This window comes from Pigmentiphaga daeguensis, assembly GCF_039523035.1.
GTDB lineage: Bacteria > Pseudomonadota > Gammaproteobacteria > Burkholderiales > Burkholderiaceae_B > Pigmentiphaga > Pigmentiphaga daeguensis.
Genome location: NZ_BAAAEN010000025.1, coordinates 62,390 through 86,703 on the forward strand (window position 1 = coordinate 62,390; position 24,314 = coordinate 86,703).

A 24,314-nucleotide genomic window follows, 5' to 3' on the forward strand; every position below is an offset into this window, starting at 1 on the left:
CATGCCCCACGTTGTCAGCGGCGACGCCCGCATCTACTGGCGCAGCGACGGCGACGAAAACCTGCCGCCGCTGGTGCTGGGCAATTCCATCGGCACCGACTTCGCGGTCTGGGACGACGTGCTGCCGCGCCTGATGCGCCATTTCCGCGTGATCCGCTTCGATGCGCGCGGCCATGGCGCCTCGGACGCGCCGGCCGGCGACTACACGTTGGAGCAGCTGGGCAACGACCTGGACGCCGTCGCCACGGCTGCCGGCGCCGAAAGCTTCGACTACGCCGGCGTCTCGCTGGGCGGCATGGTGGGCATGTGGTACGGCATCAACAAGCCGGGGCGCCTGCGCCGCCTGGTGTTGTGCAACACCTCGTGCCAGATGGACCCCAAGGCCTGGCAGACCCGCATCGACACCGTGCGCGCCAACGGCATGCAAAGCATCGTCGACATGGCCATGGGCCGCTTCTTCACGCCGGAATACGTCGAACGCAACGGCATCCCCTACCAGCGCGTGCGCACTACCTTCCTGCAGACGTCCGCGACCGGCTACACCGGCTGCTGCGCGGCCATCCGCGACATGCAGGTGGCCGACGATCTGCACCGCATCACCGTCCCCACGCTGGTCGTCACCGGCGAGCGCGACGTCTCGACGCCGCCGGCCGCGGGCGAATTCATCGCTGGCCGGATCCCGGGCGCCACGACCCGCATGCTGCCCGCCGCCCATATCGCGGCCAGCGAGGTGCCGCTGCAGTTCTGCGACACGCTGATCGAGTTCCTGACCGATCCGCCGGTCGAGACCGAGCAGGACCGCTACGATTACGGCATGGCGCGCCGTCGCCAGGTGCTCAGCCCGGCCTACGTCGATGCCCGCAACGCCTCGATCACGCCCTTCAACCGCCGCTTCCAGGCCTTCATCACGCGCTACGCCTGGGGCGAGGTCTGGACTTCCAGCCGCTTCGAGGACACCACCCGGCGCATCGCCGTGCTGTCCATGATGCTGGCGCTGGGCCGCTGGGAAGAGTTCGAGATGCACGTGGCCGCCGCACTGCGCGCCGGCATCGAGCCCGCCGTCATCGAGGAAACCCTGGTGCAGGCCGCCATCTATGCCGGCGTACCCGCGGCCAACACCGGCTTCCACCTGGCCGGCAAGGTGATCGAGAAGCACAAGCAGGGCTAGCGCCTGCTCCCGTCCGGGGCTCCGGGGGGGGGGCGAAATTCCCCACGCCCCCCGCCTGGACCACGTATCGGCGCGGGACGCAGGAAAATGCCAAAAAAAACCCGGATGGCCAGGCCATCCGGGCTGTAAATGGGGGTGCGCCCGTACCGCGGCAACGCCCCCTCCTTGGTCGTTCAGGCGCCCACGGGCTTGCCGTCCTTCCGGCTGACCACGATCGTGGCGGACCGCGCGTCGCCGCCGCCGGCGCGCTTGGTGTTCCACACGCCGTTCGGGTGCTGGATGTTGATGAAGAAGGTCGCAAGGTCGGGCGTATAGGCGATGCCCGTGATCTCGCAGCCCTTGGGGCCTACCAGGAAGCGCTTGGACTCGCCCGTTTCCTGATCGATGTAGTACATCGAGTTGTTGCCGAAGATGTCGGTGATGTTCGAGCCCGTGCCCGAATCGGTCTGCACCCACAGGCGGCCCTGCGGATCGACGCGGATGCCGTCGGGGCTGGAAAACTCGTCGCCCTTGATGTTGCCGGTCACGTTGGCCGCGGCGCCGTCCGCCGGGTCCTGGCCGGCCAGCAGCAGCAGTTCCCATTCGAACGTCGTGGCCAGCGGCGAATCGCCGCGTTCCTTCCAGCGCACGATGTGGCCGTGCGAGTTGCTGATGCGCGGATTGGCGGCGCTGGTGCGCTTGCGGCTGCCGTTGTTGGTCAGCGTGCAATAGACGGTCTTGTCCACGCCCACCGTGATCCACTCGGGACGGTCCATCAGCGTGGCGCCGGCCACGCGCGCGGCGACCTTGGTATTGATCAGCACGTCGGCCTGGCTGGCGAAATTGACGATGACGGGCGTGGGCGGCTGGTCCGGCGCGGTCTGCGTGTAGTTGCCCGGGTCGATGGCGTTCAGGGTGAGGTTGTTCTTGCCGTGCGTCAGCTCGACCCAGTTGCCGGTGCCGTCGTCGTTGAAGCGGGCGGCGTACAGCGTACCTTCGTCCAGCAGGTTCAGGTTGGCTGCGCGGTTCTTGGGGTCGTAGGCCTTGCTGGGAATGAACTTGTAGATGCAGCCCGGCGTGCCGTCGTCGCCCATGTAGAACGCGACGCGGTTGGCCTCGTCCGTCATGTACGCGGTGTTCTCGTGGTCGAAGCGGCCCATGGCGGTGCGCTTGACCGCGGTCGAGGTCGGCGTGTAGGGATCGATCTCGACCACCCAGCCGTAGCCCTTCTCGTCCTGCGTGGGATCCAGGTAGTTGTCCGTCGTCTCTTCGCAGGTCAGGTACGTGCCCCAGGGCGTCGGGCCGCTGGCGCAGTTGTTCAGCGTGCCCACCACCTTGCGGGTGCTGCTGACGGCCGAGGCGGCCGGGCCGCCGACGTTGTAGACGGTGTTGCCGGTATAGCGCTTGTTGTAGCGGGAGTTGGCCTTGACCGCCCACGTGCCGTCATCGCCGCGCGCGACCTCGACGACCGAGACGCCGACGTTCGACAGACGCGTCTTGGTGCCTTCCACGGCCAGGTTCAGCGTGGCGTTGTCGGTGCTTTCATGGTTGATGGCCAGCAGGCCGCCCTTGTTGGGGTCGACGCCGTCCAGCGGATAGAAGTGCATGCCGTCGTGCTGGCCGCCGGCCTGCGTCTCGGTGTCCGGCCACGACTGGGGCGTACCGGCGTACCCGGCGGAACCCGTCTCGCACTTGTCGCCGGCCGAGTACAGGATCTGCACCTGGTAGTCCTTGGGCACGGTCACGGTGTCGGCCGTGATCTTGTCGGCCAGCCGTTCGAACTTCACCGAGTAGTCGGGGCCGACCGGATCGGTGCCACCACCACCGCCACCTCCGCCGCCGCCCGGCGCGGGCGCGGAATCGCCGTCGCTGCCACAGGCGGCCAGCGTCGTGGCACCGAAGACCGACAGGATAGACAGGCCGAAGCTGTTCCTGAGCAGCGTGCGGCGAGCGGGGTTGGCGGCGACGATCTCGTCGAACATCTGGCCGGGGACGGTGACTTCTCCCTGCGCCTCGCGAGACGGAGCGCGCAATTTATCTGTCAGGTAGGACATTCAAACCTCGTGGTGTGGAAAGACGGTATTAAGCTGCTTGTCAGCTTGACCGAGCGCGAGGTTAAAAGACCCAGATGACAGCCGGGTTACGGACGAAAAAAAGTCCGCCCCGCGAGGCGGACCCGAAAGCGGCGGATGGACATCAGCGCAGGTGCGCGGTGGCTTCCTCCTCGACCATGGCCTTGATCTCGCGCGCCATCGGCTCGCGCAATTCTTCCAGCACGTGCGCCACCAGCCCGATGGCCCGCGACATGACGCCTATGCCCCGGACCACGCGCCAGGGAATGCCCAGTTCGCTGGCCACCGCGGCGATGGCGCCGGTGGCGTTGACCGGCAGGCTCTTGCCCAGGCGCGACTGCGCCGTCTCGGCCACCGCCTGCATCAGCGCCACGTAGGGCCCGTCGAAGCCGTTGTCACGGGCGATCTCGAACAGGCGCGGGGCACGCGGGTCGACCGGCTTGTGGATGTGGTGGCCGATGCCCGGCACCGTGCGGGCGCGCGCCGCGTGTTCGTCGACGATGCGGGCCGCCAGGGCGGCGATGTCTCCGGGCCGGGCCGGATCCGGCAACGCCTCCTGCAGCATGCGGGCGGCATTCTCCATGCTGCCCACGAACACGCTGCCCAGGCCGCTGAGTCCGGCCGCCACCGCGGCCTGCATGGCTTCGGGCGCACCCGCCAGCGTCATGCGGGTCACGATGGCGCTGGGCGTCATCCCGTGCTCGACCAGGATCACCGCCAGCGCGTTGAACACGCGTGACTCGCGCTCATTGGGCAGGCGGTCCATCATTTCCAGGAAGGCCATGTCGCCCAGCGACACCTTGCCCATGATGTCCTGGCACAGGTCCAGCCCCTTGATGGTGATCTTGTCTTCGGTGCTCCAGCAGATGTCGGTCCTGAGTTGCTTGCGCTTGGCCATGGGTCGTGTCTCCTTCGATGTCAGATTCGCATTGTGCCCGCGACGGCGGGGGATGGGTTCAGGCCTGCAGGTCCACGATCCGTTCCCTGACGGCGGGATCGTCGCGCAGCAGGTTCTTGGCGATCTTGTGCGTGGGCGTGTGCGGCAGCTCGGGCAGCAGCGCCACGTAGCGCGGCACCTTGATGGCGGCCAACCGGCCGCGGCACCACTCGGCCACCTCGGCTTCGGCCAGCGTGGCGCCCGGGCGCGGCGCCACCACCACCAGGATCTCGTCCTCGCCCAGTTCGGACGGCACGGCCAGGGCCGCCGCCTCGAACACGGCGGGGTGCTCGTTGATGACCATTTCGAGTTCGGCGGCGGCGATGTTTTCGCCGCGGCGGCGGATGATGTCCTTCTTGCGCGAGACGTGGAAGAAGAAGCCGTCGGCATCGCGCCGCACCAGGTCGCCGGTCTTGAGCCACTCGCCTTCGAAGGCCTGGCGGGTCTGTTCGGGATCGCGGAAGTACCCCTGCATGACGATGGGCGTGGCCACCCAGAGCTCGCCGACCTCGTCCACGCCCACGTCCCGGCCGGCATCGTCGACCACGCGGCATCGCGCCCAGGGCCGGGCCGGATCCGGATGCGCGGCCACCACGCCCATGCTGCCCGGCTTGTCGGGCCCGTCGTAGGGATTGCAGGTAACGCCGGGAATCTCGGTCATGCCGAAGCCCGAGAACAGGTGCGGCACTCCGAATTCGTCGCGGAATGCGGGTGCCGACTTCCTGCGCACGCCGTATACCGCGCGCAGGCGGTGATCGGGCCGGTATTCACGCCGGTCGCGGGAGGCGAGGATGGTGCCGATGGCCTCGATGATGTTGACCACCGTGGCGCCGTTGTCGGCCGCCACCTGCCAGAACGTCGAGGCGGAAAAGCGCGGCACCAGGATCATCGCCGCGCCGCAAGCCAGCGCGCCGCCCACCGAGTAGAACAACGCATTCATGTGGAAGAACGGCAGGATGATCATCAGCCTGTCGTCGGGCTGCAGGTGCACGCGCGCGACGTTGGCCTCGCCAGCGGTCACGAGGTTGTACTGGCTGTGCATGACGCCCTTGGGAAATCCCGTGGTGCCGGACGTGTAGATGATGACGCAGGTATCGGTGGCCGCCGGGACGGGTAGCGGCGCCTGCCCCACCGGCTGTGCCAGCGCGGCGGCCAGCGACCCGGCATCGTCCTGCGGGCCGTCCATGGTCATCAGCCAGGGGGGGACCTGGAACCCGGCGGCGATCGGCCGCACCAGGTCGAGCAGGCGCGTTTCGGCCAGGATGCCCTGCACCTCCGCGTGCCGCAGCGCATAGTCCATCTCGCGCGGACCGAAATCGGGATTGACCGGCACCATGGTGGCGCCCAGCCGGGCCAGCGCGAACAGCGCCAGCACGTGCGCCTTGTCGTTGCGCCCGGCCACCGCCACGCGGGCGCCGGGCCCGATTCCCCGCGCGGCCAGCGCCCGCGCCAGGCGTTCGTAGCGCCGGCCGAACTCGGCCCAGGTCCAGCATTCGCCGTCCTGGATCAGGAAAGGCCGGGACGCTTGCTCGGCGCACCGGCTCAGGAAGGCGTCGTGCAGGGTTCCGTCGTGGGGGCGATAGCGGTTCAGGACTTCGAGCGGACTTTGCATGGTCGAGCGGCTCGGAACAGGATTCGACCTTGCCAGTTTACTTCCTGGATACGTGCGTGCACAATTGTATTCAAACGAATACCGATAGTGCCCGACCCCGCCTGCGGCGGCGCCACGGGCACGAACCCCGGCCCCCCTCAGGAGGAGACATGAAGCACGCATTTGGCGCAGCGGTCTGTCTGGCCGCTTTCGCCCTGCCCGGCCACGCCGCGCCGGCCGACCACTATCCCGAAAAACCCGTCCGCATCGTGGTGCCGTTCGCCGCGGGCGGCGGCGGCGATTTCATCGCCCGTGCCTTCGCCGAGAAGCTGTCGGCCACCCTCAAGCAGCCCGTCATCATCGACAACCGCGGCGGCGGCAATACCGTGACGGGCACCGAGGCGGTGGCCAAGGCCGAACCCGACGGCTATACGCTGCTGATCGTCAGCCCCAGCTTCGCCACCAACCCCACGCTGCTGCCCAAGCTGCCCTACCGGACGCCCGACGATTTCGCGCCCATCGGCCTGGTCATCACCTACGCGATGGGACTGGCCGCGCGCGCCAACCTGCCCGCCAACGACATTCCACAGTTGCTGGAACTGGCTGCCAGGCAACCGGGCAAGCTGACCATCGCCACCTCGGGCGAGGGATCCGCCTCGCACATGGCCACCGAACTCTTCAAGGCCGCCACCCACGCCAACATCCTGGACGTGCCGTATCGCGGCGCCGGTCCGGCCATGCTCGACGTCGCCAGCGGCCACGTGGATCTGGCGTTCACCGGCCTGTCGCAGATCAAGCCCCACCTGGACAGCAAGCGGGCCAAGCTGCTGGCCACCAGCGGACTGCGGCGCCTGCAGTCGGCGCCCGACGTCAAGACCATCGCCGAACAGGGCGTCAAGGATTTCGAGGCCGTGGTGTGGTGGGGCATGTTCGCGCCGGCCGGCACGCCTAAGCCCATCATCGACAAGATCAACGGCGCGCTGCGCACCAGTCTCGCGGACCCGGAGGTCGCCAAGCGATTCGACGTCATCGACGGCGAGGTACGCGTGTCGTCCCCGGAGGAATTCGGCCGTTTCGTGCGCGAGGAAATCACGCGCTGGAGCAAGCTGCTCAAGCCTTCCAAGGCGGCGACAGCCTCGCCTTGAACCAGGGCGGCACGCGGGAGCAAGGCACGGACTTGGTTATGATCCTTGCTTTGCCACCCGCCATTCCGCCGTCCATGCCCAGAAAGAAAGCGGCGCCCGCCGTGCCCAGCGCGAAGAACCTGGGACAGACCTCGTGCTCGCGCGGCGAGCAGGCCTACCAGTATGTGCGCACCGCCATCCGCACCGGCGAACTCGCTCCCGGCACGCGCCTGCGCGAGATCGAGCTGGCCGAATTGCTGGGCCTGAGCCGCACGCCCGTACGCGAGGCCCTGAGCCGCCTGGAAAGCGAGGGGCTGGTGGCAAACGAGTCCGGACGCGGGCTCATCGTGACCGAGCTCGACCAGAGCATGGTCAACGAACTGTATGTCATGCGCGAGGTGCTGGAAGGCACGGCCGCGCGGCTGGCCGCGCGCCATGCTTCCGACGTGGAGATCTCGGCCCTGAGGGAGATCGCCGACCGCGACGCACAACTGGTCGGCCAGCACGAACAGCTCGCGATCAACAATCGCTTCTTCCATGAGACGCTGTACCGCTGCGCCCACAACCGCTATCTGCTGAAGACGCTCAATTCGCTGCAGGAGTCGATGGCGCTGCTGGGCCCCACCACGCTGGCCATACCCGAGCGTGCCGACGTCAGTTCACGCGAGCACCAGGAAATGGTGGCGGCGCTGGAACAGCGCGATCCCGATCTTGCCGAGCGCATCACGCGGGAACACATCCGCGCCGCCTACAAGGTGAGGCTGACGCGCATGCTCCGCGCACTGTAAGGCGCCTGGCCCGATCCTAGTTGCCTCCCCGCAACTATCGTCCGGGCCGCCAGACGCGGCCCGGTATCGGCGTATCGGCCCGCTTGTTGTTGTAACGCAGCATCCTCCGGCGCGTGCGCGAACGGCGCGCGCCATGGCGCGCGCAAACCCTCTTCTCCATACCACGGCCCTACGGTGCGATGCTGCGTCGCATGATCGTTGCGATGCGCATCGACCCTTGCCGCGCCTTGCCCGCGCGGTCGCGAATGCGCCGCCCCGCGCGGCCCTCCGGGCCACGCCGAGCGCCGTGCCGTGCTCAACCGGGCATACAATGTTCGTTCACGTGCCGCTACTGTTCTATATATAAAACAATGGATTCTTCGCTTACCGATAAGGCGCTCGCCTATCATCAGTTCCCCATCGCCGGAAAGATCTCCGTCGTCCCCACCAAGCCGCTCGACAACCAGCACGACCTGTCGCTGGCCTATTCGCCGGGTGTCGCCGCCGCGTGCGAAGCCATCGCCAACGACCAGCAGGCCACGCGCTACTACACGTCGCGCTCGAACCTGGTGGCGGTCATCTCGAACGGCACCGCCGTGCTCGGCCTGGGCAACATCGGGCCGTACGCCGCCAAGCCGGTCATGGAAGGCAAGGCCTGCCTGTTCCAGAAGTTCGCAGGCATCAACGTCTTCGACATCGAGCTGGCCGAGACGGATCCCGACAAGCTGGTCGACGCCATCGCGATGATGGAGCCCACGTTCGGCGGCATCAATCTCGAGGACATCAAGGCGCCCGAGTGCTTCTACATCGAGCGCCGGCTGACCGAGCGCATGTCGATCCCGGTCTTCCACGACGACCAGCACGGCACGGCCATCGTCGCCTCCGCCGGCATCGTCAATGGCCTGAAGCTGGCCGAGAAGTCGCTGGACCAGGTCAAGCTGGTCTGCTCGGGCGCCGGCGCCGCGGCCATCGCCTGCCTGGACCTGCTGGTGCGCCAGGGGCTGAAGAAGGAAAACATCCTGCTGGTGGATTCCAAGGGCGTGGTCTACGAAGGCCGCGACGCGTCCATGGAGTTCAACAAGTCGCGCTATGCCACCACCAGCACCGCGCGCACGCTGGCCGATGCGGTCAAGGACGCCGACGTCTTCCTGGGATGCTCCGCCGCCGGACTGCTGACCCCGGAGATGGTCTCGACCATGGCGCTGCGCCCCCTGATCCTGGCGCTGGCCAATCCCGAACCCGAGATCCGTCCGGAAGTGGCCCGCGCCGTCCGCTCGGACTGCCTGATCGCGACGGGTCGTTCGGACTACCCGAACCAGGTCAACAACGTCCTCTGCTTCCCCTTCCTGTTCCGCGGTGCGCTGGACGTGGACGCCATGCGCATCACCGACGAGATGAAGCTCGCCTGCGTGAACGCCATCGCCAATCTCGCGCAGCAGCCCATCCCGCCCGAAGTCGCCAAGGCCTATCCCAACCACAAGCTGGAATTCGGCCCCGACTACTTCATTCCCACGCCGTTCGATCCCCGCCTGATCAGCGAAGTCGCGTCCGCCGTCGCACTGGCCGCGATGGATTCGGGCGTCGCGCGCCGTCCCATCGGCGACATCGACGCCTACCGCCAGTCGCTGCTGAAGTAGTCTTCCCACACGCTGGCGCAGGAGCGGAACGGCAATTTGCCTTCCGCTCTGGCGGCGAGCGGATCATCACCTGCTGGATACCCATCCGGGGCACAGCGGATCCGGCTCCGCCGGTCCGCCAGTGCCGCCCCTTGGGGGACGCGCGAAGCGCGTAGGGGGGATCCATCCATAGAGGGCTTCTCATGTCGTCGTTCACGCACAAGATCGTCTTCCTGGACCGGGCCAGCCTGCAGGCCACCATCCGGCCGCCCGCCTTCTCCCACGCCTGGGTCGATCACGAGATCACTTCCCGCGATGAGGTCGTGGCGCGATTGAAGGATGCGTCCATCGCCGTCACCAACAAGGTGCCGCTGCGCCGCGCCGAGCTGGACCAGTTGCCCGCGCTGAAGATGATCGCCGTGGCGGCGACGGGCACGGACATCATCGACCTGGCCGCCTGCCAGGAACGCGGCATCGTCGTGTCGAACATCCGCAACTACGCCACCGCCTCGCTGCCCGAGCATACCTTCGCGCTCATCCTGGCGTTGCGCCGCAACCTGCGCGCCTATGCCGCCGACGTCGAAGCCGGCAAGTGGCAGCGGTCGCAGCAGTTCTGCTTCCTCGACTACCCCATACGCGACCTGTCCGGCAGCCGGCTGGGCATCGTCGGCTACGGCGCGCTGGGCCGGTCGGTGGCCGCGCTGGGCCGCGCCTTCGGCATGGAGATCTGCGTCGCCAGCCGCTCGCCGGTGGACGAGCCGGGCATCGTGAACCTGCCCCTGCCGGAGCTGCTGCGCACCTCGGACGTCGTCACGCTGCACCTGCCGCTCAGCGCCGCCACGCGCAACATGATCGGCCGCGCCGAACTGGCATCCATGAAACCCACCGCGCTGCTCATCAACACCGCCCGCGGCGGGCTGGTGGACGAAGCGGCGCTGGCCGAGGCCCTGCGCGCCGGCACCATCGCCGGCGCCGGCTTCGACGTGGCCGACGGCGAACCGCCCGCCGACGCCAATCCGCTGCTGCACGTCAGGCAACCCAATTTCATCCTGACCCCGCACGTGGCCTGGGCCAGCCAGGAAGCCATGCAGACGCTGGCCGACCAACTGGTGGACAACCTGGAAGCGTTCGTCGCGGGCAAGCCGCGCAACGTGGTCCTGCCGAAGTAATACTCGCGAATACGCGCAATTCCTCATGGACGATCGGTGGCCACTGATCGTCCGGGAGCACGGGACGGGGGCTAGGGTAGAGGGGTCTTCCAAGGAACTCTCATGCAGCCCACCATCGGCTTCGTCCCGTCCTCCGCCCCCAGGCCCGCCTTCACGGAAACCTTCACGCTGTCGGAGCCGGGGCAGCCGCTTCCGGCAGATCCCTCCCGACGGGCGCCGCCCCCTCTGCTCGACCTGCGCAATGACTTGGTCTTCAAGCTCTTGTTCACGCGCGCGCCACATCTGCTGGCCGACCTGATCAACGCCGTGCGCCACGACGAGACTCCGATCGTCGTCGAACGCATCCTCAACCCCCAGCTCGATGCCAGTGATCTGGACGGCAAGACCATCGTGCTGGATCTGCACGCGCGCGACGCGAGCGGCCAGCTCTACAACATCGAGATGCAGGTACGGCGCTACGAGCGCTGGCCGGCCCGCAGCGCCTACTACCTGGCCCGCACGCTGTCCGAGCAGATCCAGCGAGGCCAGGACTATGAACTGCTGAAGCCGGCGATTGCCATCCATTTCCTGGCGCACGATCTGTTCGACGATCCGGGGCAGGCGGACTGGCGTTTCGAATTGCGCGACCGGCGCCAGCCCGCGATACGACTGGGCAAGGAACTCCAACTGCATATAATCGAGCTAACCAAGGCGGAGCGCCTGGGGTGCCTGCCGGCGGCGCTGTCGGCCTGGGTCGCGTGCTTCCAGCACGGATGGGAGGAAGCCAGCATGAAGGACATCACCCACGAACCGGTGCGTGAAGCGGTCGGCAGGCTGAAGGTCCTGACCATGGACGAAGATGCGCGCTGGCGCGCGTATGCCCGCGAGAAGGCAATCGCCGACGATGCGGCGGCGCTGGCCTACGCGACTCGGACTGGGTTGGAACGGGGCCTCGAGCAAGGCCGAGCGCGAGGACTTGAACAAGGTCTCGAACAAGGTCTCGAACAAGGCCTGGCCCAAGGCCTTGCCCAAGGTCGCCGGCAAGGCGAATCCGCCCTGCTCGAACGCCTCCTGGCCCGCCGCTTCGGCCCCCTGCCCGATGCCACGATCCAGCGCCTGCGCGACGCGTCGGACGCCGACTTGGAAACCTGGTCCGTCAGCGTACTGGATGCCGCGACGCTGGCCGAAGTGTTCGGCGACTAGGCGACGCTACACGCCGCTCGACTCCTGCCGCCAGCGTCCATACCCCGCCGCCCGCAGTTCACAGGCAGGGCAAGTCCCGCATCCGTAGCCCCAGTCGAATCTCTTGCTGCGATCGCCCAGGTAGCAGGTATGGCTGTGCTCGGCCACGACCCCGACCAGCGCGTCGCCGCCCAGGTCCTGGGCCAATTGCCAGGTCCGGGCCTTGTCCAGCCACATCAGCGGCGTCTCGAAGGTGAAACGCTGCCCCATGCCCAGCGACACCGCGACCTGCAAGGCCTTGACGGTATCGTCGCGGCAATCGGGATAGCCGGAGAAATCGGTTTCGCACATGCCGCCGACCACGACCTCCAGCCCGCGGCGATAGGCCAGCGCCGCGGCCATGGTCAGGAAGACCAGGTTGCGTCCTGGCACGAAGGTATTGGGCAGTCCGGCATCGGTCAGCCTGATCTCGGTATCGCGCGTGAGCGCGGTGTCGCTCAGGGCGCCCAGCACCGACAGGTCGATGGCGTGGTCCTCGCCCAGCCGGGGCGACCAGGACGGGAAGCGGGCGTGGATCTCGCGCAGCACGTTGCGGCGGGCATCGAGTTCCACGCGATGGCGCTGGCCGTAGTCGAAGCCCACGGTCTCGACCCTGGCGTAGCGGTCGAGCGCCCAGGCCAGGCAGGTGGTGGAGTCCTGGCCACCGGAGAACAGGACGAGTGCCTTGCGCGCGTCCATCAGTCGATCACCGCGGCGCAGGCGTCGGTGGGCGCGGCGGCGATATCACCCACCACGGGGACGATCTTGAGACCGGCGGAGGCGATGCGGCAAGGCGCGGCCACCACGCCGCAACCATTCAGCGCGGTCGCGCAGGCGAAGGCAAGCAGAAGACTTTTCATGTAACCCTGGCAGGAGTGTCGTGCGTGTCGCCACCAGGGTAGCACTATGGGATGGCATGTCGTGCACCGGGAGCCCGCGGCCCCCGGAACGCCCCCGTCAGGCCTTGGCCAGGACCGGCTTGGCACGCGGCCGGCCGAGATCCGGCAGGAAGGCGGTCAAGAGACCCAGCAGCGGCAGGAACGAGCACAGGTGGTAGACGTATTCGATGCTGGTCACGTCGGCCACCTTGCCCAGCACCGCGGCACCCAGGCCGCCCATGCCGAAGGCGAAGCCGAAGAACAGGCCCGAGACGGTGCCTACCTTGCCCGGCATCAGCTCCTGGGCGAACACCAGGATCGCGGAGAAGGCCGACGCCAGGATCAGGCCGATGACGAAGCTCAGGACGCCGGTCCATGCCAGTCCCACATAGGGCAGCACGAGCGCAAACGGCGCCACGCCCAGGATGGAGCCCCAGATCACCTTCTTGCGGCCGATGCGGTCGCCGATGGGGCCGCCCAGTATCGTGCCCAGGGCCACCGCGATCAGGAAGGCGAACAGGTGCATCTGCGCGGCCTGCACCGACACGTCGAAGCGGTGCATCAGGTAGAAGGTGTAGTAGCTCGTGAAGCTGGCCATGTAGAAATACTTGGAGAACAGCAGCGTGAGCAGGATGGCCATCGAGCCCGTGACGGTCCCGCGGCTGAGCGTGGGCGCGGGCGCCGCCGGCCGGGCCTTGCGCGGGCCGGACAGGTGCTGCCGCTTGTACCAGGCACCCACCTGATAAAGCACGACCATGGCCAGCAGCGCGGCCAGCGCGAACCACGCCAGGCTGTCCTGGCCGCGCGGAATGATGAACCAGGCGGCCAGCAGCGGTCCCATGGCGCTGCCGGCGTTGCCGCCCACCTGGAAAATGGACTGCGCCAGGCCGTGGCGGCCGCCCGACACCAGGCGCGCGACGCGCGAGGATTCGGGATGGAAGATGGACGATCCGGTGCCCAGCAGCGCCGCGGCCACCAGCAGCATGGCGTAGTTGGGCGCGAAGGCCAGCAGCACGATGCCGGCCATGCTGCACGCCATGCCCATGGGCAGCGAATAGGGCTTGGGATTGCGGTCGGTGTACAGGCCGACCAGCGGCTGCAGCAGCGAGGCGGTCAACTGGTAGAGCAGCGTGATCAGGCCGATCTGGGTGAACGACAGCGAAAACTCGCTTTTCAACAGCGGATACACCGCCAGAATCAGCGACTGCAGCATGTCGTTCAGGAAGTGCGAGAAGCTGATCGCGCCCAGTATCTTGAAACCGGTGCGTTCAGCCTGGGCGGGCGGAACTTGGGCAGGGTTGACGCTTTGCATGGAGTCTCTGGAGATGCCCGATGGGCTCAGGGTTTTTACGTATTTTCGTAAGCGTACCTGTCCAGATTGCGCCTGTCTTGCGAAAATAAGGCACACGCCTTCTAGAAATGGACAAAAGCTCCCTTTTTCCCGACTACCACGACTACGACCGCCGCGAGCGGCCGGTCACGGCCATGGCCAAGGACTTCCCGCCGGACTACCGCACCGGGCCGCACCAGCACCCTTCGGGTCAACTGGTCTACGCCCTGTACGGCGTGGTGGTCGCGCATACCGAGATGGGCCGGTGGGTGGTGCCGCCCACCCGGGCCCTATGGATGCCGCCCGCCGTGCGCCACGAGTTGCGCATGGTGGGCGCGGTGCGGATGCGCACCGCCTACATCCACGCGGAAGCCGCCCGGCAATTGCCGCCCCACTGCTCAGTCATGGCGATCTCGCCGCTGCTGCGCGAACTGATCCTGGCGGCTATCGACATCCAGGGCCCCTACGACGAAGATACCCGCGACGGCCGGGTAATGCGGCTGCTGCTGGATGAACTGCGGCAACTGCCCACGCTGCCGCTGCGCCTGCCCCGGCCCGCAGACCCGCGCCTGCAGGCGGTGTGCGAAGCCATCGTCGCCGCCCCCGACGACAAGACCACCGCCCAGGGCTGGGCGGCCCGGCTGGGCGTGGACGCCAAGACCGTGCACCGTCTTTTCGTGCGCGAGACCGGCATGACCTTCGGCCAGTGGCGCCAGCAGGCCCGGCTGCTGGAGGCGCTGGAGCGCCTGGCCGAAGGGGCGAAGATCCTGGATGTGTCGCTGGAGCTGGGCTATGCCAGCCCCAGCGCGTTCTCGACCATGTTCAAGCGGCAGTTCGGCGTGGCGCCGAGCGCCTTCTTCGACCAATAGACGGCCATTCGGTCAGGATTGATCCAGGAAATCCGCGACGACGGCGTTGAACCAGTCCTCGCGCTCCAGGTGCGCGCCCCGTCTTCGGCGCAAGCCGCATGACGCGGGTCGTCCTCCCCGCGCGCGCACCACGTCGCCGTCACGCGGCGCACGCAGGACGCCACGCCGTCCTCGTGCAGCCGGGCGATGGTGCGCTCGGCCGGCTCGAAGCGCCGGCGCGGATCGATGCGCAGCCCCGCGCCGTACAGGACCGCGCGGCGCACGCGCTGCGGATGCGTGCGCAGCAGTTCCTGCACGACGAAGCCGGCCATCGAATGGCCCAGCGCGTCGAAACGCGCGAGCCCGTGCGCATCGGCCTGCCGCAAGGCCTCGGCGGCGAAGCCCGCGAGATCGAGGCAGGGCGGCTCGCCGCCGCGCGCACCGAACCCCGGCCAGTCGAAGGCCACGCAGCGGCGGTCCGCCAGCGCCGCCACGGTCGGCCGCCAGATGGCCGACGAAGCGCCGAAGCCGTGCAGCAACAGCAGGGGCGTGCCGTGCGCCATCGTCAGTTGTCCAGCATCACGCCGGACTTGCGCACGATGTCCTGCCAGCGACGCGCTTCGCTGCGCAGCGCGGCCTCGAACTCGGCGGGCGAGCCCTTGCCCGGCACGAAACCGCCCTGGGCATAGGACTCGCGCACCTGGGGCATGGCCAGCACCTCGTTCAGCGCCTGCGACAGGACGGCGATGACGGCCGGATCGGTGCCCTTGGGCGCCGCCAGTCCCCACCAGTTGCTGAGCACGACATCGGGCATGCCGGCCTCGGCCGCGGTGGGCACCTCCTTCAGGCCCGGATAGCGGGTGGGTGAGGCGACGGCCAGCGCGCGCACGCGGCCCTGCGGCATGTACGAGGCGGCGATGCTGTAGCCGCCTATGTAGAGCTGGATCTCGTTGGCCAGCAGGGCCTGCACGCCCAGCGACGACCCGCGGTACGGAATGTGGGTCATGCTGGCGTGCATCGCCTCGCTCAGCATGTAGGCCGACAGGTGGGGCGTGGTCCCGGCCCCCGGGGAACCGTAGTTCAGCTTGCCCGCATGCTGCCTGGCGTACTGCGCGAAGGCGGCGTAGTCCTGCGCCGGCACCGCGGCGCTGATGTAGATGAAGGCCGGCACGTCGGCCAGCTTGCCCACCATCGCCAGGTCCTCCAGCGGATCGAAACCCAGCTTGCGATACAGGTACTGGTTGATGACGAAGTTGTTGGTCGCGCCCAGCACCAGCGTGTAGCCGTCGGGCTTGGCGCGCACCACGTCCTGCACGCCGATGTTGCCGCCCGCGCCGGTGCGGTAGTCGATGACCAGGGGCTGGCCCAGCCGCTTCTCCAGCAGCGGCTGCACCTGGCGGATGGCGATGTCGCCCGCCGCTCCCGGCGCGTAGGGCAGCACGACGCGTATGGGCCGGTCGGGATAGCCGGCTCGTGCGCCGGCGGCAAGGCAACAGAGGAGGCCGGCGGCGAACAGCGCGGCGCGGCGGCTAACGGTATCGGTCACGGCATGCCCTCCTTCAAGCGATGCGCCGGATCTGCCGCCGGCGCGGCGGCGTGGCGCTACAGGTCGATGCGCATCAGGTCGTGCGCCAGGCGCAGCGGACCGTCGTAGTTCTTGCGTATGTCGGCCACGATCTCGTCCATCAGGTGCGGCCCCATCAGCTCCACCGGCAGGTGCTTGGCGGCGGCGCGCCGGAGCACCGGGCTGGTGGAATCGAAATGGCCAAAATGCGTGGCCACCAGGCTCTTCACGTTGGCCCGGCGGGCGATCTTGCCCAGGTCCGTGGGACTCGTGTGGGCATAGGTCCCCACGCCGGTCTTGGCGCGGTGGGCGATGAAGGACTCGGGGAAGGTGCACTCGTGGATCAGCAGGTCGGCGTCCTGGGCCAGCCGCACCATGGCCTCGCAAGGCGCCGTGTCGCCGCTGAAGGCAATGACCTTGCCCTCGGCCTCGACGCGCACCCCGAAACATTCGCAGATGTCGCGCGGGATGTGCTCGACCCAGTCCACCGAGATCTTCACCTTGTCGTCCTCGAACACCACGCCGGGCTGGACCTCGCGCACCTCGGGCCGCGCCGCCTCGATGTTCTGCTGGCGCACGGGGTAGGCGCTGCGGGCGCGGAAATCGGCCTGGAACGCGCCGTGCTCGAACAGGTGGTCGACGAAATGCCGGGTGCCCTTGGGGCCCAGCACCAGCGGCGCGCCGGTCTTGTTCAGCATCCAGCTGGAGATGACGAAGTAGGGATAGTCGCAGATGTGGTCGTGGTGCAGGTGGGTCAGGAAGACGAATCCCACCGTGGCCGGGTCCACGTTGGCGCGCACCATCTGCCGCGTGGCGCCTTCGCCGCAGTCGAACAGGTAGTGCCGGTGGTCGTCCAGCGTCAGGAGGATGGCCGACTGGCCTCGGTCGGGGTCGGGCAAGGCGGCGCCGGTGCCCAGCATCGTGATCTTCATCGGGGTCTCGCGGGTAGGGGGAAAACGGGCCCAGTGTAGGCACGCAGTGACTACCAATGCATAAATTCTTAGAATCAAGTGAAAACCAATAGGAATCACTCTTTGGACACCGCCTACCGTATCCCTACCGTCCGTCAGATACGTTCCAGGCTGCGGCTGCGCCACCTGGACCTGCTCGAGGCGCTGCACGCCACCGGCAGCGTGCACAAGGCCGCCGCGCGCCTGGGCATGACCCAGCCCGCGGCCAGCAAGCTGCTGGTGGAACTGGAAGAAGCCTTCGGCGTGCCGCTGTTCGTGCGCTCGCGCCGCGGCATCTCGCCCACGCCGTATGGCGAGACGCTGGTGCAGAAGGCCGGCGTGCTGCTGGCGGACCTGGACGGCGCGCGAAACGAGATCGAGGCGCTGACCCGCGGCGCCACCGGCCGGGTGCGCGCCGGCGTGCTGCAGGTGGTGCTGCCGGTGCTGGTGCCGCGCGCGCTGGCGCGCATGCACGCGGCCCATGCGGGCATCACCGTGATGATCCAGGAAGGCACCAACGACCTGCTGCTGGCGGCGTTGGCGCGGGGCGAGCTGGACTGCATCATCGGGCGCCTGATGCAGGGCGCCTCGCAGGCCATGTTCCGCACCGAAGTGCTGTACGACGAACCCATCTACGTCGTCGCGCGGGTCGGGCATCCGCTGGCGCGCTCGAACCGCGTGACGCCCGCCACGCTGGCGCGGCAGGCGTGGATCCTGCCCCCGCCCGACGCGCCGCTGCGCCAGCGCATCGATGCCTATTTCGCCGAACAGGGCCTGACGCTGGGCGTGCCGCTGGCCGAATCCGTCTCGCTGCTGGCCAACGAGGTCCTGCTGCGCAACACCGACGTGCTGGCCGCCATGCCCCGCGGCGTCGCGCGGCACTATGCGCGGCTGGGGATATTGACCATCTTGAACTTCCGGCCGTCGTGGGCCTTGCCTTCGGTGGGGGTCGTGCTACGCTCGGACGTGGCGCCGTCGCCCGCGCTGGAATTTTTCCTGCGGGCGGTCCGCGAGGAAGCCGCCGGACTGCGCCACCAGGCGGAACAGGAGTAAATCCTGGCGCCTGGAATCGCCTCATCCCGCACCGTGGATCATCAACGGACAGGAAACGAACTCTTCCGTTTTGCACGATTGATTGCCTGACAGTACGCGCCTATATTGCCGACAAAGGCCACGCCACAGGAGCTGCCATGTCCGCCTCGAGCGCCCACCGTCTGCCCACGTTCTTCATCCCCCATGGAGGCGGTCCCTGCTTCTTCATGGAATGGCCCGGCGATCCCCACATGTGGGACCGCATGGCCGCCTTCCTGAAGGGACTCGCCGCGTCGGCGGGCGCCCGTCCCGACGCGGTGCTGGTGATCTCGGGCCACTGGGAAGAGGACGACTTCACCGTCAACGCCAGCCCCAACCCGCCCCTGCTGTTCGATTACTACGGCTTTCCCGAGCACACCTACCGGCTGCAATACCCGGCGCCGGGTTCGCCCGTGCTGGCCGGCCGCGTGCGCGAGCTGCTGGGGCAGGCGGGTATCGCTTCGGGCTCGAACACCGAGCGGGGGCTGGACCATGGCGTGTTCGTGCCGTTCAAGCTGATCTTTCCCGACGCCGACACTCCTGTCGTCCAGTTGTCCATGAAGACCGGCCTGGACCCCGAGGCCCACCTGGCGGCGGGCCGCGCGCTGGCGCCGCTGCGCGACGAAGGCGTGCTGATCGTGGGCAGCGGCATGAGCTTCCACAACATGCGGGGCTTCGCGCCGGCGTTCAAGCCGGCCTCGCAGCGCTTCGACGACTGGCTGGCCGAGACCGTGGCGCTGCCGCGCGAGGCGCGCGAACAGGCCTTGGCGAACTGGACCTCGGCGCCCGACGCGCGCGTCTCGCAGCCCCGGCCCGATCACCTGCTACCGTTGATGGTGGCGGCGGGCGCGGCCCGCGACGACCCCGGCAGCCGCATTTTCCAGGATGAAGTCATGAACGTCATCGTCTCGGCTACCCGGTTCGGGTAGGGAAACCCACCCCCTACGCCCTTCGGGCGCCGTGGTCCTGGACACAGTCTTTTTCACCCGCGTGTCACTCTTGAAGGAAAATAGCCAATGCAGACCTCCACCAACGACACCCTCACCGTCTGGGCCCCCCGCGCGCAAGCCGTCATGCGCATCGTCATCGCCTACGTGTTCCTGCAGCACGGCACGGCCAAGTTCTTCGACATCCCGTCGCTGGGCATGCAAGGCATCCAGCTGTTCTCGCTGATGGGCCTGGCCGGCGTGCTGGAGATTGGCGGCGGCCTGCTGATGATCCTGGGCCTGTTCACCCGGCCGGTGGCGTTCATCCTGTGCGGCTTCATGGCCGTGGCCTACTTCATGGCGCATGCGCCCAAGGCCTTCCTGAGCCCGCTGCAGAACGGCGGCGAGCCGGCGGTGCTGTACTGCTTCGTGTTCCTGTTCTTCGCCGTGGCCGGCGCGGGCGCCTTCAGCATCGACGCGTCGCGCGGCAAGGCCTGAACGCTTGGACACGCTGGTCAGCATGAAGGTGTTCCGCCTCGTGGTCGAGGCGGGCAGCTTCGCGCGGGCGGCCGGACAACTGGGGATTTCGCCGGCCATGGCCAGCAAGCACCTGGCCCACCTGGAACGCAGCCTGGGCGCCCGCCTGCTCAACCGCACCAGCCGGCACGTCAGCCCGACCGAGGCGGGGCAGGTCTACTTCGAGCAGTGCTGCGAAGCGCTGGACCTGCTGGACAACGCCGAGGCCACCCTGCAGGACAGCCATGCCGAGCCGCGCGGCCAGTTGAAGATCACCGCGCCGGTCTGGTGCGCCAACGGCCGCTTCGCCGGCATGCTGGCGTGCTACCGCGAACGCTACCCGCGCGTGGTCATCGACCTGCGCCTGAGCAACTACAAGGTGGACCTGGCCGAGGAAGGCTTCGACCTGGCCCTGCGCGCCACCACCACGCAGAACGCGCCATCGCTGATCGTGCGGCCGCTGTGCGAGGTCCGCTTCGTGCTGGCGGCCTCGCGCGACTACGTGGAACGGCACGGCCCCTTCGAGTCGCCCGCCCGGCTGGCCGACCGTCCGGCCGTCCTGCCCGCCTACATCAAGCGATCCGAGGAAATCCCCCTGCTGGGACCCGGGGGACCCTCGACGCTGCGCGTGCCCACGGCGCTGAAGACGGACGACTCGTCCCTGGCGCGACACAGCCTGTTGGCGGGCATCGGACCCGGCTACCTGCCGGAATGGCTGATCGCCGACGACCTGGACAGCGGCGCGCTGGTGCGCCTGCTGCCGCAGTACCGGCCCCCTTCGGTGACCCTGTACGCCGCCTATACCAGCCGCAAATTCATGGCGCCCAAGGTGCGGACCTTCATCGACTTCTTCAGCGAGGCATTCGCCTAGGGGCCTGTTCAGCCCTGCCCCGGGTGCACCACGGCCATCCAGATCGGTTCGCTGCGATCGAGCATGACCCGCAGGGCCCGGTTCACCTCGGCCAGCGGGAAATGATGGGTGATCAGCGCATCGGCGTTCAGCCGGCCCGATGCCAGCAGTTCCAGCACGGCGTCGGTATCCGATCGCGTGCAGGCCCGGGTGCCGACGATCGTCCAGCACATCTGCATGGCTTCGGCCACCGTCAGCGACAGCGGCACGGCGTTGCCGCCCATGTGCACCAGCGTGCCGCCCAGCGCCAGCGCGCGCAGTGCCTGCATCGTGCCCGGGCCGCCCGGGAAATAGTCCAGCACGGCATCCGCGCCTCCCGGCAGCACCTCCCGCAGCCGGCGGGTCAGGCCCTGGCTCTCGGCCCAGTCGGGCGCCAGTTCGTCCAGCGCGACCAGCTCCACGGGCAGGTCGCCCGCCAGCGGCCGCAGCGCCTCCAGGCGTTCGCGCGACCGCGCCACCAGCACCAGGCTGCGCGCGCCGTAGAACCGCGCCAGCAGGATGCTGGCCGTTCCCATGGTGCCGGTGGCCGCGGTGATGACCAGGCGCCCCGGCTCGGGAATGGCCGCGCACTTGAGCGCGCGCACGGCATTGGCCAGGTCGTGCACCTTGGCGCCGACGTCGAAGCCGACGTTGTCGGGCAGGGGGTCGACCAGCCAGTCCGGGGCGCGCGCATACTCGGCCAGGCCGCCGTCGTGATAGCGCGCGTAGAGCTCCAGCTTGCCGGTGCCGAACGCGGCGTGCCCGATCATGGCGGTCTCCGCGCACAGTTGCTGGCGGTCGGTGCGGCAATAGACGCAGTCGCCGCAGGACAGCATGGGATGCACCCGCACCCGCCGGCCGACCAGCGAGGCGTCGGCCTCGCGTCCCGCCGCGACGACCACGCCGGCGATCTCGTGGCCGGGCGTGGACGGCAGGTGCTTGAAGCGGCCGCGCTCGAGCAGCTTCATCATGCCGGGCGCGATGCCGGCGGACGCGACCTTGATCAGCACGTCCCGTGCGCCGGGCTCGGGCACCGGCACCCGCTCCAGCCGCAATTCGGTCGCGCCCTGGTGGGCGCGCGCGGCAAGCATGTCGCTCATATTGCTGTCCTTGTGTGTCAAGTCGGTTTTCCAGGGCGCAGCGCGTCGATTTCCGACGGCGTCATTCGCTCGGCCTGGCGGGCGCCTTGCGCCACCTGCGGGATGGGTTGGGTCGAGACCAGCGACAGATGCGTGCTGGGCTCCGCGTGGATGCTGGCGAAGGCCACGGCGCGGGGAATGCGGACGAAGTCCCCGGGCGCCAGGCGCAGCACGCCCCGCTGGGTCACCAGCGTACGCGTACCCGAGACCTGATACTGGATCTCCTCGGCGTTGCGCAGCCGGCGATAGACGTGTCCGGTCGAGGCGGCGGCCGTGGTTCCGATCATGGCCGTGGGGCCGCGATACAGCCATTCGCTGCCCGATCCGATGCGCAGGACCTCCAGCCGCTCCTGTGTTTCATCGGCATGGGACAGCAGCAGCCGTTCGTCGATGGGAGACAGCGCCACGTCCTGGCCCGGGCCGGCCACGCCTTCGGTGACGAGCTCGTTCAGGGGCGCGGGCGACCAACCCGGAAACGGCGGGATCCTGGCCTCGGAGCGACGGTCCACCGCGCCCAGGCGCTCGACCGGACCTGGCACGTAGAACAGCAGGTGGATGTCGCGGCGGCCGTAGTTGTCGTGGGCCACGCCGTCGGGCAGCCGGGCGAACTCGCCCGGCGCCACGTCCACGCTGCCCAGTTCCGTCATGATGGTGCGGTCGCCGCACACCTGGAACGAGATCTCGTCCACGCCGCAGTTGCGGTGGTAGAAAGGCTGGCGGGCATTCATCGTCTGCCACTCTATCCGCATGGCCGCGCTTTCGTAGACCCCGCGCGGGGGCACGAAGGGCTGGTCCACGTACCCGGGGGGAAAATGCACCGCCTCGACGGGCGGGTACGCGCGGGGAGGGCGGCCGCCGCCCGGCAGGGGTTCGGCCAGCAGCAGTTCCTCGCGACGGCGCAGCACGCGGGGCGGCGCGTCGAAAGGAAATGCCTCCAGGTATTCAAGGACTTCGGGCACGGCGGTCTCCTTCGGGGCGGGCGGGAACGAGCGGCTCAGGCCAGCAGCCCCGCCTCGCGGTAATAGCGTTGCGCGCCCGCATGCAGCGCGATGGACGGCCGGGCCATCCTGGCGGGATCGATGGGATAGGACAGCGGACTGCGCTGCGGCGGCAGGTGGCGGTACTGGCGCTCGATGGCCTCGCGCGTCTCCACCAGGCACCAGGTCAGCAGATGCGCCACCTCCTCGTCCATGTCGTCGCGCACCAGCACCAGGAAGTCCGAGAAGTCCAGGGCCTCCACCGGCGTCTCGAGATTCTTCCAGTAGCCTGCGGGCAGCGCGTTGGCCGGGAAGCCGTGATCGGCGCGCAGCCGGGCCAGGGCGGAAGGTTCCGCGGACAGCGGCACCGCCAGTCCGGACTCGACGATCCGCGCCCACCACGGCGTCATGATCGCTTCCTGCAGCACGCCGTCCACCTCTCCCGCCTCCATGCGCGCCAGGCTGTCGCGAGGATTGGTGTCCTCGACGTAGGATCCGCCCCAGGCCGCCAGCGTGGCCTCGTCGATGCCGTGGGCCGCCATGAACAGGCGGCTTATATAGCCGATGAAGTTGGTCCCGTCGTTGCGCGACGTGGCGATGCGCAGGGCCGGCCGGCGGCTGCGCAGTTCCTCGAAAGAACGGATGCCCAGGTCCGGGCGCAGCGCCAGCACCATGCGGTCGTTCTGCGGCAGCACCGCCAGCGAGCGCAGGTTGGGCGCGGCGCGTCCCTGGAAGATGGACTGGCCCGTCAGCGCGGCCGGCATCAGCATCGCCGGCGTCACCAGGCACAGGTCCACCTCGCCTTCCTGCACCAGGTCGATGGCCTCGATACCGCCGGCGCGTATGCTCCATATGGCCACGCGGCTGCGCGGGCCGGCGCGCTTGCAGAACTCCTCGCACAGCCAGGAGCAGATGCGGTGGAAGTTCGCCTGGCCCCAGTCGCCGACGAAGCGCAGGTGGTACGAGCGGGAAAGTGCGGGTTGCATGAAGGAACTCCTATTCGACCTTGACGTGGGCGTCCTGGATCACCTTCGCCCAGAATGCATTCTGCTCGCGCACCAGTGCCCCGAAGGCCTGCTGGTTGCTGTCCACCGGCTCGAAGCCCAGTTCCAGCAGGCGGCTGCGGATCTCGGGACGCGCCAGCACCTTCTGCACCGAGGCGGCCATCTTCGCCGTCAGCGCGGCGGGCGTGCCGGCCGGCACCAGCAGGCCGCCGAAGCCGACCACTTCGAACCCGCCGTAGCCCGACTCCTTCATGGTCGGAATGTCGGGACTGATGGGCGAGCGCGTCGAACCGGTGCTGGCAAGAATGCGCAGGGTGCCCGCCTGCACGTGCGGCAGCAGGTCGGAGTAGGACGCGAACACGCTGGAGATGCGCCCGGCCGCCACGTCCATCACCGCGGGCGGGATGCCGGTGTAGGGCACGTGCAGCATGTCGATGCCGGCCTGCTGCATCAGGATGACCATGTTCAGGTGCGGGGTGGAACCCTGGCCCGGGCTGGAGAAAGAGGTGGCGGCGGAAATTCAGACAGTCCGATAAGTGGAGAGCTCTGGGCCTGATCCGGCGATAATGCCGGTAAAGGAACCAGAGAGATGACCAAGA

At 68.4% G+C, this 24,314-nt stretch carries 23 protein-coding genes and 1 pseudogene; 11 read left to right on the forward strand and 13 right to left on the reverse strand.

The annotated features are described in order from the left end of the window. Window position 1 precedes the first annotated feature (1 nt). On the forward strand, window positions 2-1,168 hold the full coding sequence (gene pcaDC, locus ABD104_RS24470; RefSeq protein WP_343928381.1) for a bifunctional 3-oxoadipate enol-lactonase/4-carboxymuconolactone decarboxylase PcaDC: 1,167 nt from the start codon (window positions 2-4) through the stop codon (window positions 1,166-1,168). Window positions 1,169-1,341: 173 nt separating this feature from the next. Here pcaDC and ABD104_RS24475 read toward each other — a convergent pair whose 3' ends face one another. The 3 genes from ABD104_RS24475 to ABD104_RS24485 form a co-directional block, all read right to left on the reverse strand. After that, window positions 1,342-3,201: a PhoX family protein gene (locus tag ABD104_RS24475; protein WP_279818845.1), complete on the reverse strand. Its 1,860-nt coding sequence runs from the start codon at window positions 3,199-3,201 to the stop codon at window positions 1,342-1,344. A 142-nt stretch (window positions 3,202-3,343) separates the two neighbouring features. Beyond that, entirely contained in the window at window positions 3,344-4,117 is a 774-nt protein-coding gene (locus ABD104_RS24480) for a citryl-CoA lyase (protein ID WP_343928382.1), read from the reverse strand. A gap of 58 nt (window positions 4,118-4,175) precedes the next feature. Beyond that, on the reverse strand, window positions 4,176-5,768 hold the full coding sequence (locus ABD104_RS24485) for a class I adenylate-forming enzyme family protein (RefSeq protein ID WP_338617032.1): 1,593 nt from the start codon (window positions 5,766-5,768) through the stop codon (window positions 4,176-4,178). 149 nt (window positions 5,769-5,917) lie between these two features. On the opposite strand from ABD104_RS24485, the gene ABD104_RS24490 reads away from it, so the two are divergent. The 5 genes and pseudogenes from ABD104_RS24490 (at window position 5,918) to ABD104_RS24510 (ending at window position 11,605) form a co-directional block, all read left to right on the forward strand. Then, window positions 5,918-6,892, forward strand: coding sequence for a Bug family tripartite tricarboxylate transporter substrate binding protein (locus ABD104_RS24490; protein WP_087838960.1), 975 nt, complete (start codon window positions 5,918-5,920; stop codon window positions 6,890-6,892). A 74-nt stretch (window positions 6,893-6,966) separates the two neighbouring features. Continuing rightward, the gene (locus tag ABD104_RS24495; RefSeq protein WP_087838961.1) at window positions 6,967-7,659 is read left to right on the forward strand and encodes a GntR family transcriptional regulator; all 693 of its coding nucleotides are present in this window, start codon (window positions 6,967-6,969) and stop codon (window positions 7,657-7,659) included. A 350-nt stretch (window positions 7,660-8,009) separates the two neighbouring features. Next, window positions 8,010-9,266, forward strand: a pseudogene (locus ABD104_RS24500) (malic enzyme-like NAD(P)-binding protein); the annotation flags it as partial. A 191-nt stretch (window positions 9,267-9,457) separates the two neighbouring features. Further along, a complete protein-coding gene (locus ABD104_RS24505; protein WP_087838963.1) occupies window positions 9,458-10,423 on the forward strand; it encodes a D-2-hydroxyacid dehydrogenase in 966 nt (321 codons plus the stop codon). Window positions 10,424-10,525: 102 nt separating this feature from the next. Continuing rightward, window positions 10,526-11,605: an Rpn family recombination-promoting nuclease/putative transposase gene (locus ABD104_RS24510; protein WP_087838964.1), complete on the forward strand. Its 1,080-nt coding sequence runs from the start codon at window positions 10,526-10,528 to the stop codon at window positions 11,603-11,605. A 6-nt stretch (window positions 11,606-11,611) separates the two neighbouring features. Here the strand turns inward: ABD104_RS24510 and queC are convergent, their stop codons facing one another. From queC to ABD104_RS24525, 3 genes are all read right to left on the reverse strand, one after another. Next, window positions 11,612-12,322, reverse strand: a complete 711-nt coding sequence (gene queC / locus ABD104_RS24515; protein WP_132979677.1) for a 7-cyano-7-deazaguanine synthase QueC — start codon at window positions 12,320-12,322, stop codon at window positions 11,612-11,614. After that, on the reverse strand, window positions 12,322-12,483 hold the full coding sequence (locus tag ABD104_RS24520) for a DUF6726 family protein (RefSeq protein WP_165963132.1): 162 nt from the start codon (window positions 12,481-12,483) through the stop codon (window positions 12,322-12,324). Before ABD104_RS24520 ends, queC begins: the two co-directional genes overlap by 1 nt. A gap of 97 nt (window positions 12,484-12,580) precedes the next feature. Continuing rightward, entirely contained in the window at window positions 12,581-13,813 is a 1,233-nt protein-coding gene (locus ABD104_RS24525) for an MFS transporter (RefSeq protein ID WP_087838966.1), read from the reverse strand. Between the two features lie 107 nt (window positions 13,814-13,920). Here ABD104_RS24525 and ABD104_RS24530 point away from each other — a divergent pair, with 107 nt between their 5' ends. After that, complete coding sequence (locus tag ABD104_RS24530) at window positions 13,921-14,700, forward strand: AraC family transcriptional regulator (RefSeq protein ID WP_132979676.1); 780 nt, start codon at window positions 13,921-13,923, stop codon at window positions 14,698-14,700. Here ABD104_RS24530 and ABD104_RS24535 read toward each other — a convergent pair. Genes ABD104_RS24535 through ABD104_RS24545 form a run of 3 tightly spaced genes read right to left on the reverse strand, consistent with a single transcriptional unit; the run spans window position 14,622 to window position 17,175 of the window. Continuing rightward, window positions 14,622-15,242, reverse strand: coding sequence for an alpha/beta fold hydrolase (locus ABD104_RS24535; RefSeq protein ID WP_343928383.1), 621 nt, complete (start codon window positions 15,240-15,242; stop codon window positions 14,622-14,624). The two genes, ABD104_RS24530 and ABD104_RS24535, sit on opposite strands and share 79 nt — an antisense overlap. Before the next feature lie 2 nt (window positions 15,243-15,244). After that, window positions 15,245-16,225 (reverse strand): Bug family tripartite tricarboxylate transporter substrate binding protein, encoded by a 981-nt coding sequence (locus ABD104_RS24540; RefSeq protein WP_279818864.1) that lies wholly within the window; start codon window positions 16,223-16,225, stop codon window positions 15,245-15,247. Between the two features lie 56 nt (window positions 16,226-16,281). Further along, the gene (locus ABD104_RS24545) at window positions 16,282-17,175 is read right to left on the reverse strand and encodes an MBL fold metallo-hydrolase (protein WP_087838969.1); all 894 of its coding nucleotides are present in this window, start codon (window positions 17,173-17,175) and stop codon (window positions 16,282-16,284) included. 102 nt (window positions 17,176-17,277) lie between these two features. On the opposite strand from ABD104_RS24545, the gene ABD104_RS24550 reads away from it, so the two are divergent. From ABD104_RS24550 to ABD104_RS24565, 4 genes are all read left to right on the forward strand, one after another. Further along, window positions 17,278-18,246, forward strand: coding sequence for a LysR substrate-binding domain-containing protein (locus tag ABD104_RS24550; RefSeq protein ID WP_087838970.1), 969 nt, complete (start codon window positions 17,278-17,280; stop codon window positions 18,244-18,246). Window positions 18,247-18,383: 137 nt separating this feature from the next. Further along, on the forward strand, window positions 18,384-19,193 hold the full coding sequence (locus ABD104_RS24555; protein WP_132979674.1) for a DODA-type extradiol aromatic ring-opening family dioxygenase: 810 nt from the start codon (window positions 18,384-18,386) through the stop codon (window positions 19,191-19,193). 87 nt (window positions 19,194-19,280) lie between these two features. Continuing rightward, window positions 19,281-19,688 carry a DoxX family protein gene (locus tag ABD104_RS24560; protein WP_132979673.1) on the forward strand — a complete coding sequence of 136 codons (408 nt, stop codon included), beginning with the start codon at window positions 19,281-19,283 and terminating at the stop codon, window positions 19,686-19,688. 4 nt (window positions 19,689-19,692) lie between these two features. Beyond that, window positions 19,693-20,577 (forward strand): LysR family transcriptional regulator, encoded by an 885-nt coding sequence (locus ABD104_RS24565; protein ID WP_087838973.1) that lies wholly within the window; start codon window positions 19,693-19,695, stop codon window positions 20,575-20,577. Between the two features lie 8 nt (window positions 20,578-20,585). Here the strand turns inward: ABD104_RS24565 and ABD104_RS24570 are convergent, their stop codons facing one another. From ABD104_RS24570 to ABD104_RS24585, 4 genes are read right to left on the reverse strand one after another with little or no spacing between them, the layout of a single operon-like run. Next, the gene (locus ABD104_RS24570; RefSeq protein WP_132979672.1) at window positions 20,586-21,695 is read right to left on the reverse strand and encodes an alcohol dehydrogenase catalytic domain-containing protein; all 1,110 of its coding nucleotides are present in this window, start codon (window positions 21,693-21,695) and stop codon (window positions 20,586-20,588) included. 17 nt (window positions 21,696-21,712) lie between these two features. Then, complete coding sequence (locus tag ABD104_RS24575; protein ID WP_279818874.1) at window positions 21,713-22,693, reverse strand: hypothetical protein; 981 nt, start codon at window positions 22,691-22,693, stop codon at window positions 21,713-21,715. A gap of 35 nt (window positions 22,694-22,728) precedes the next feature. Beyond that, entirely contained in the window at window positions 22,729-23,697 is a 969-nt protein-coding gene (locus tag ABD104_RS24580) for a TAXI family TRAP transporter solute-binding subunit (RefSeq protein WP_087838976.1), read from the reverse strand. A 10-nt stretch (window positions 23,698-23,707) separates the two neighbouring features. After that, complete coding sequence (locus tag ABD104_RS24585; RefSeq protein ID WP_256369626.1) at window positions 23,708-24,235, reverse strand: Bug family tripartite tricarboxylate transporter substrate binding protein; 528 nt, start codon at window positions 24,233-24,235, stop codon at window positions 23,708-23,710. Window positions 24,236-24,314: the final 79 nt, after the last annotated feature.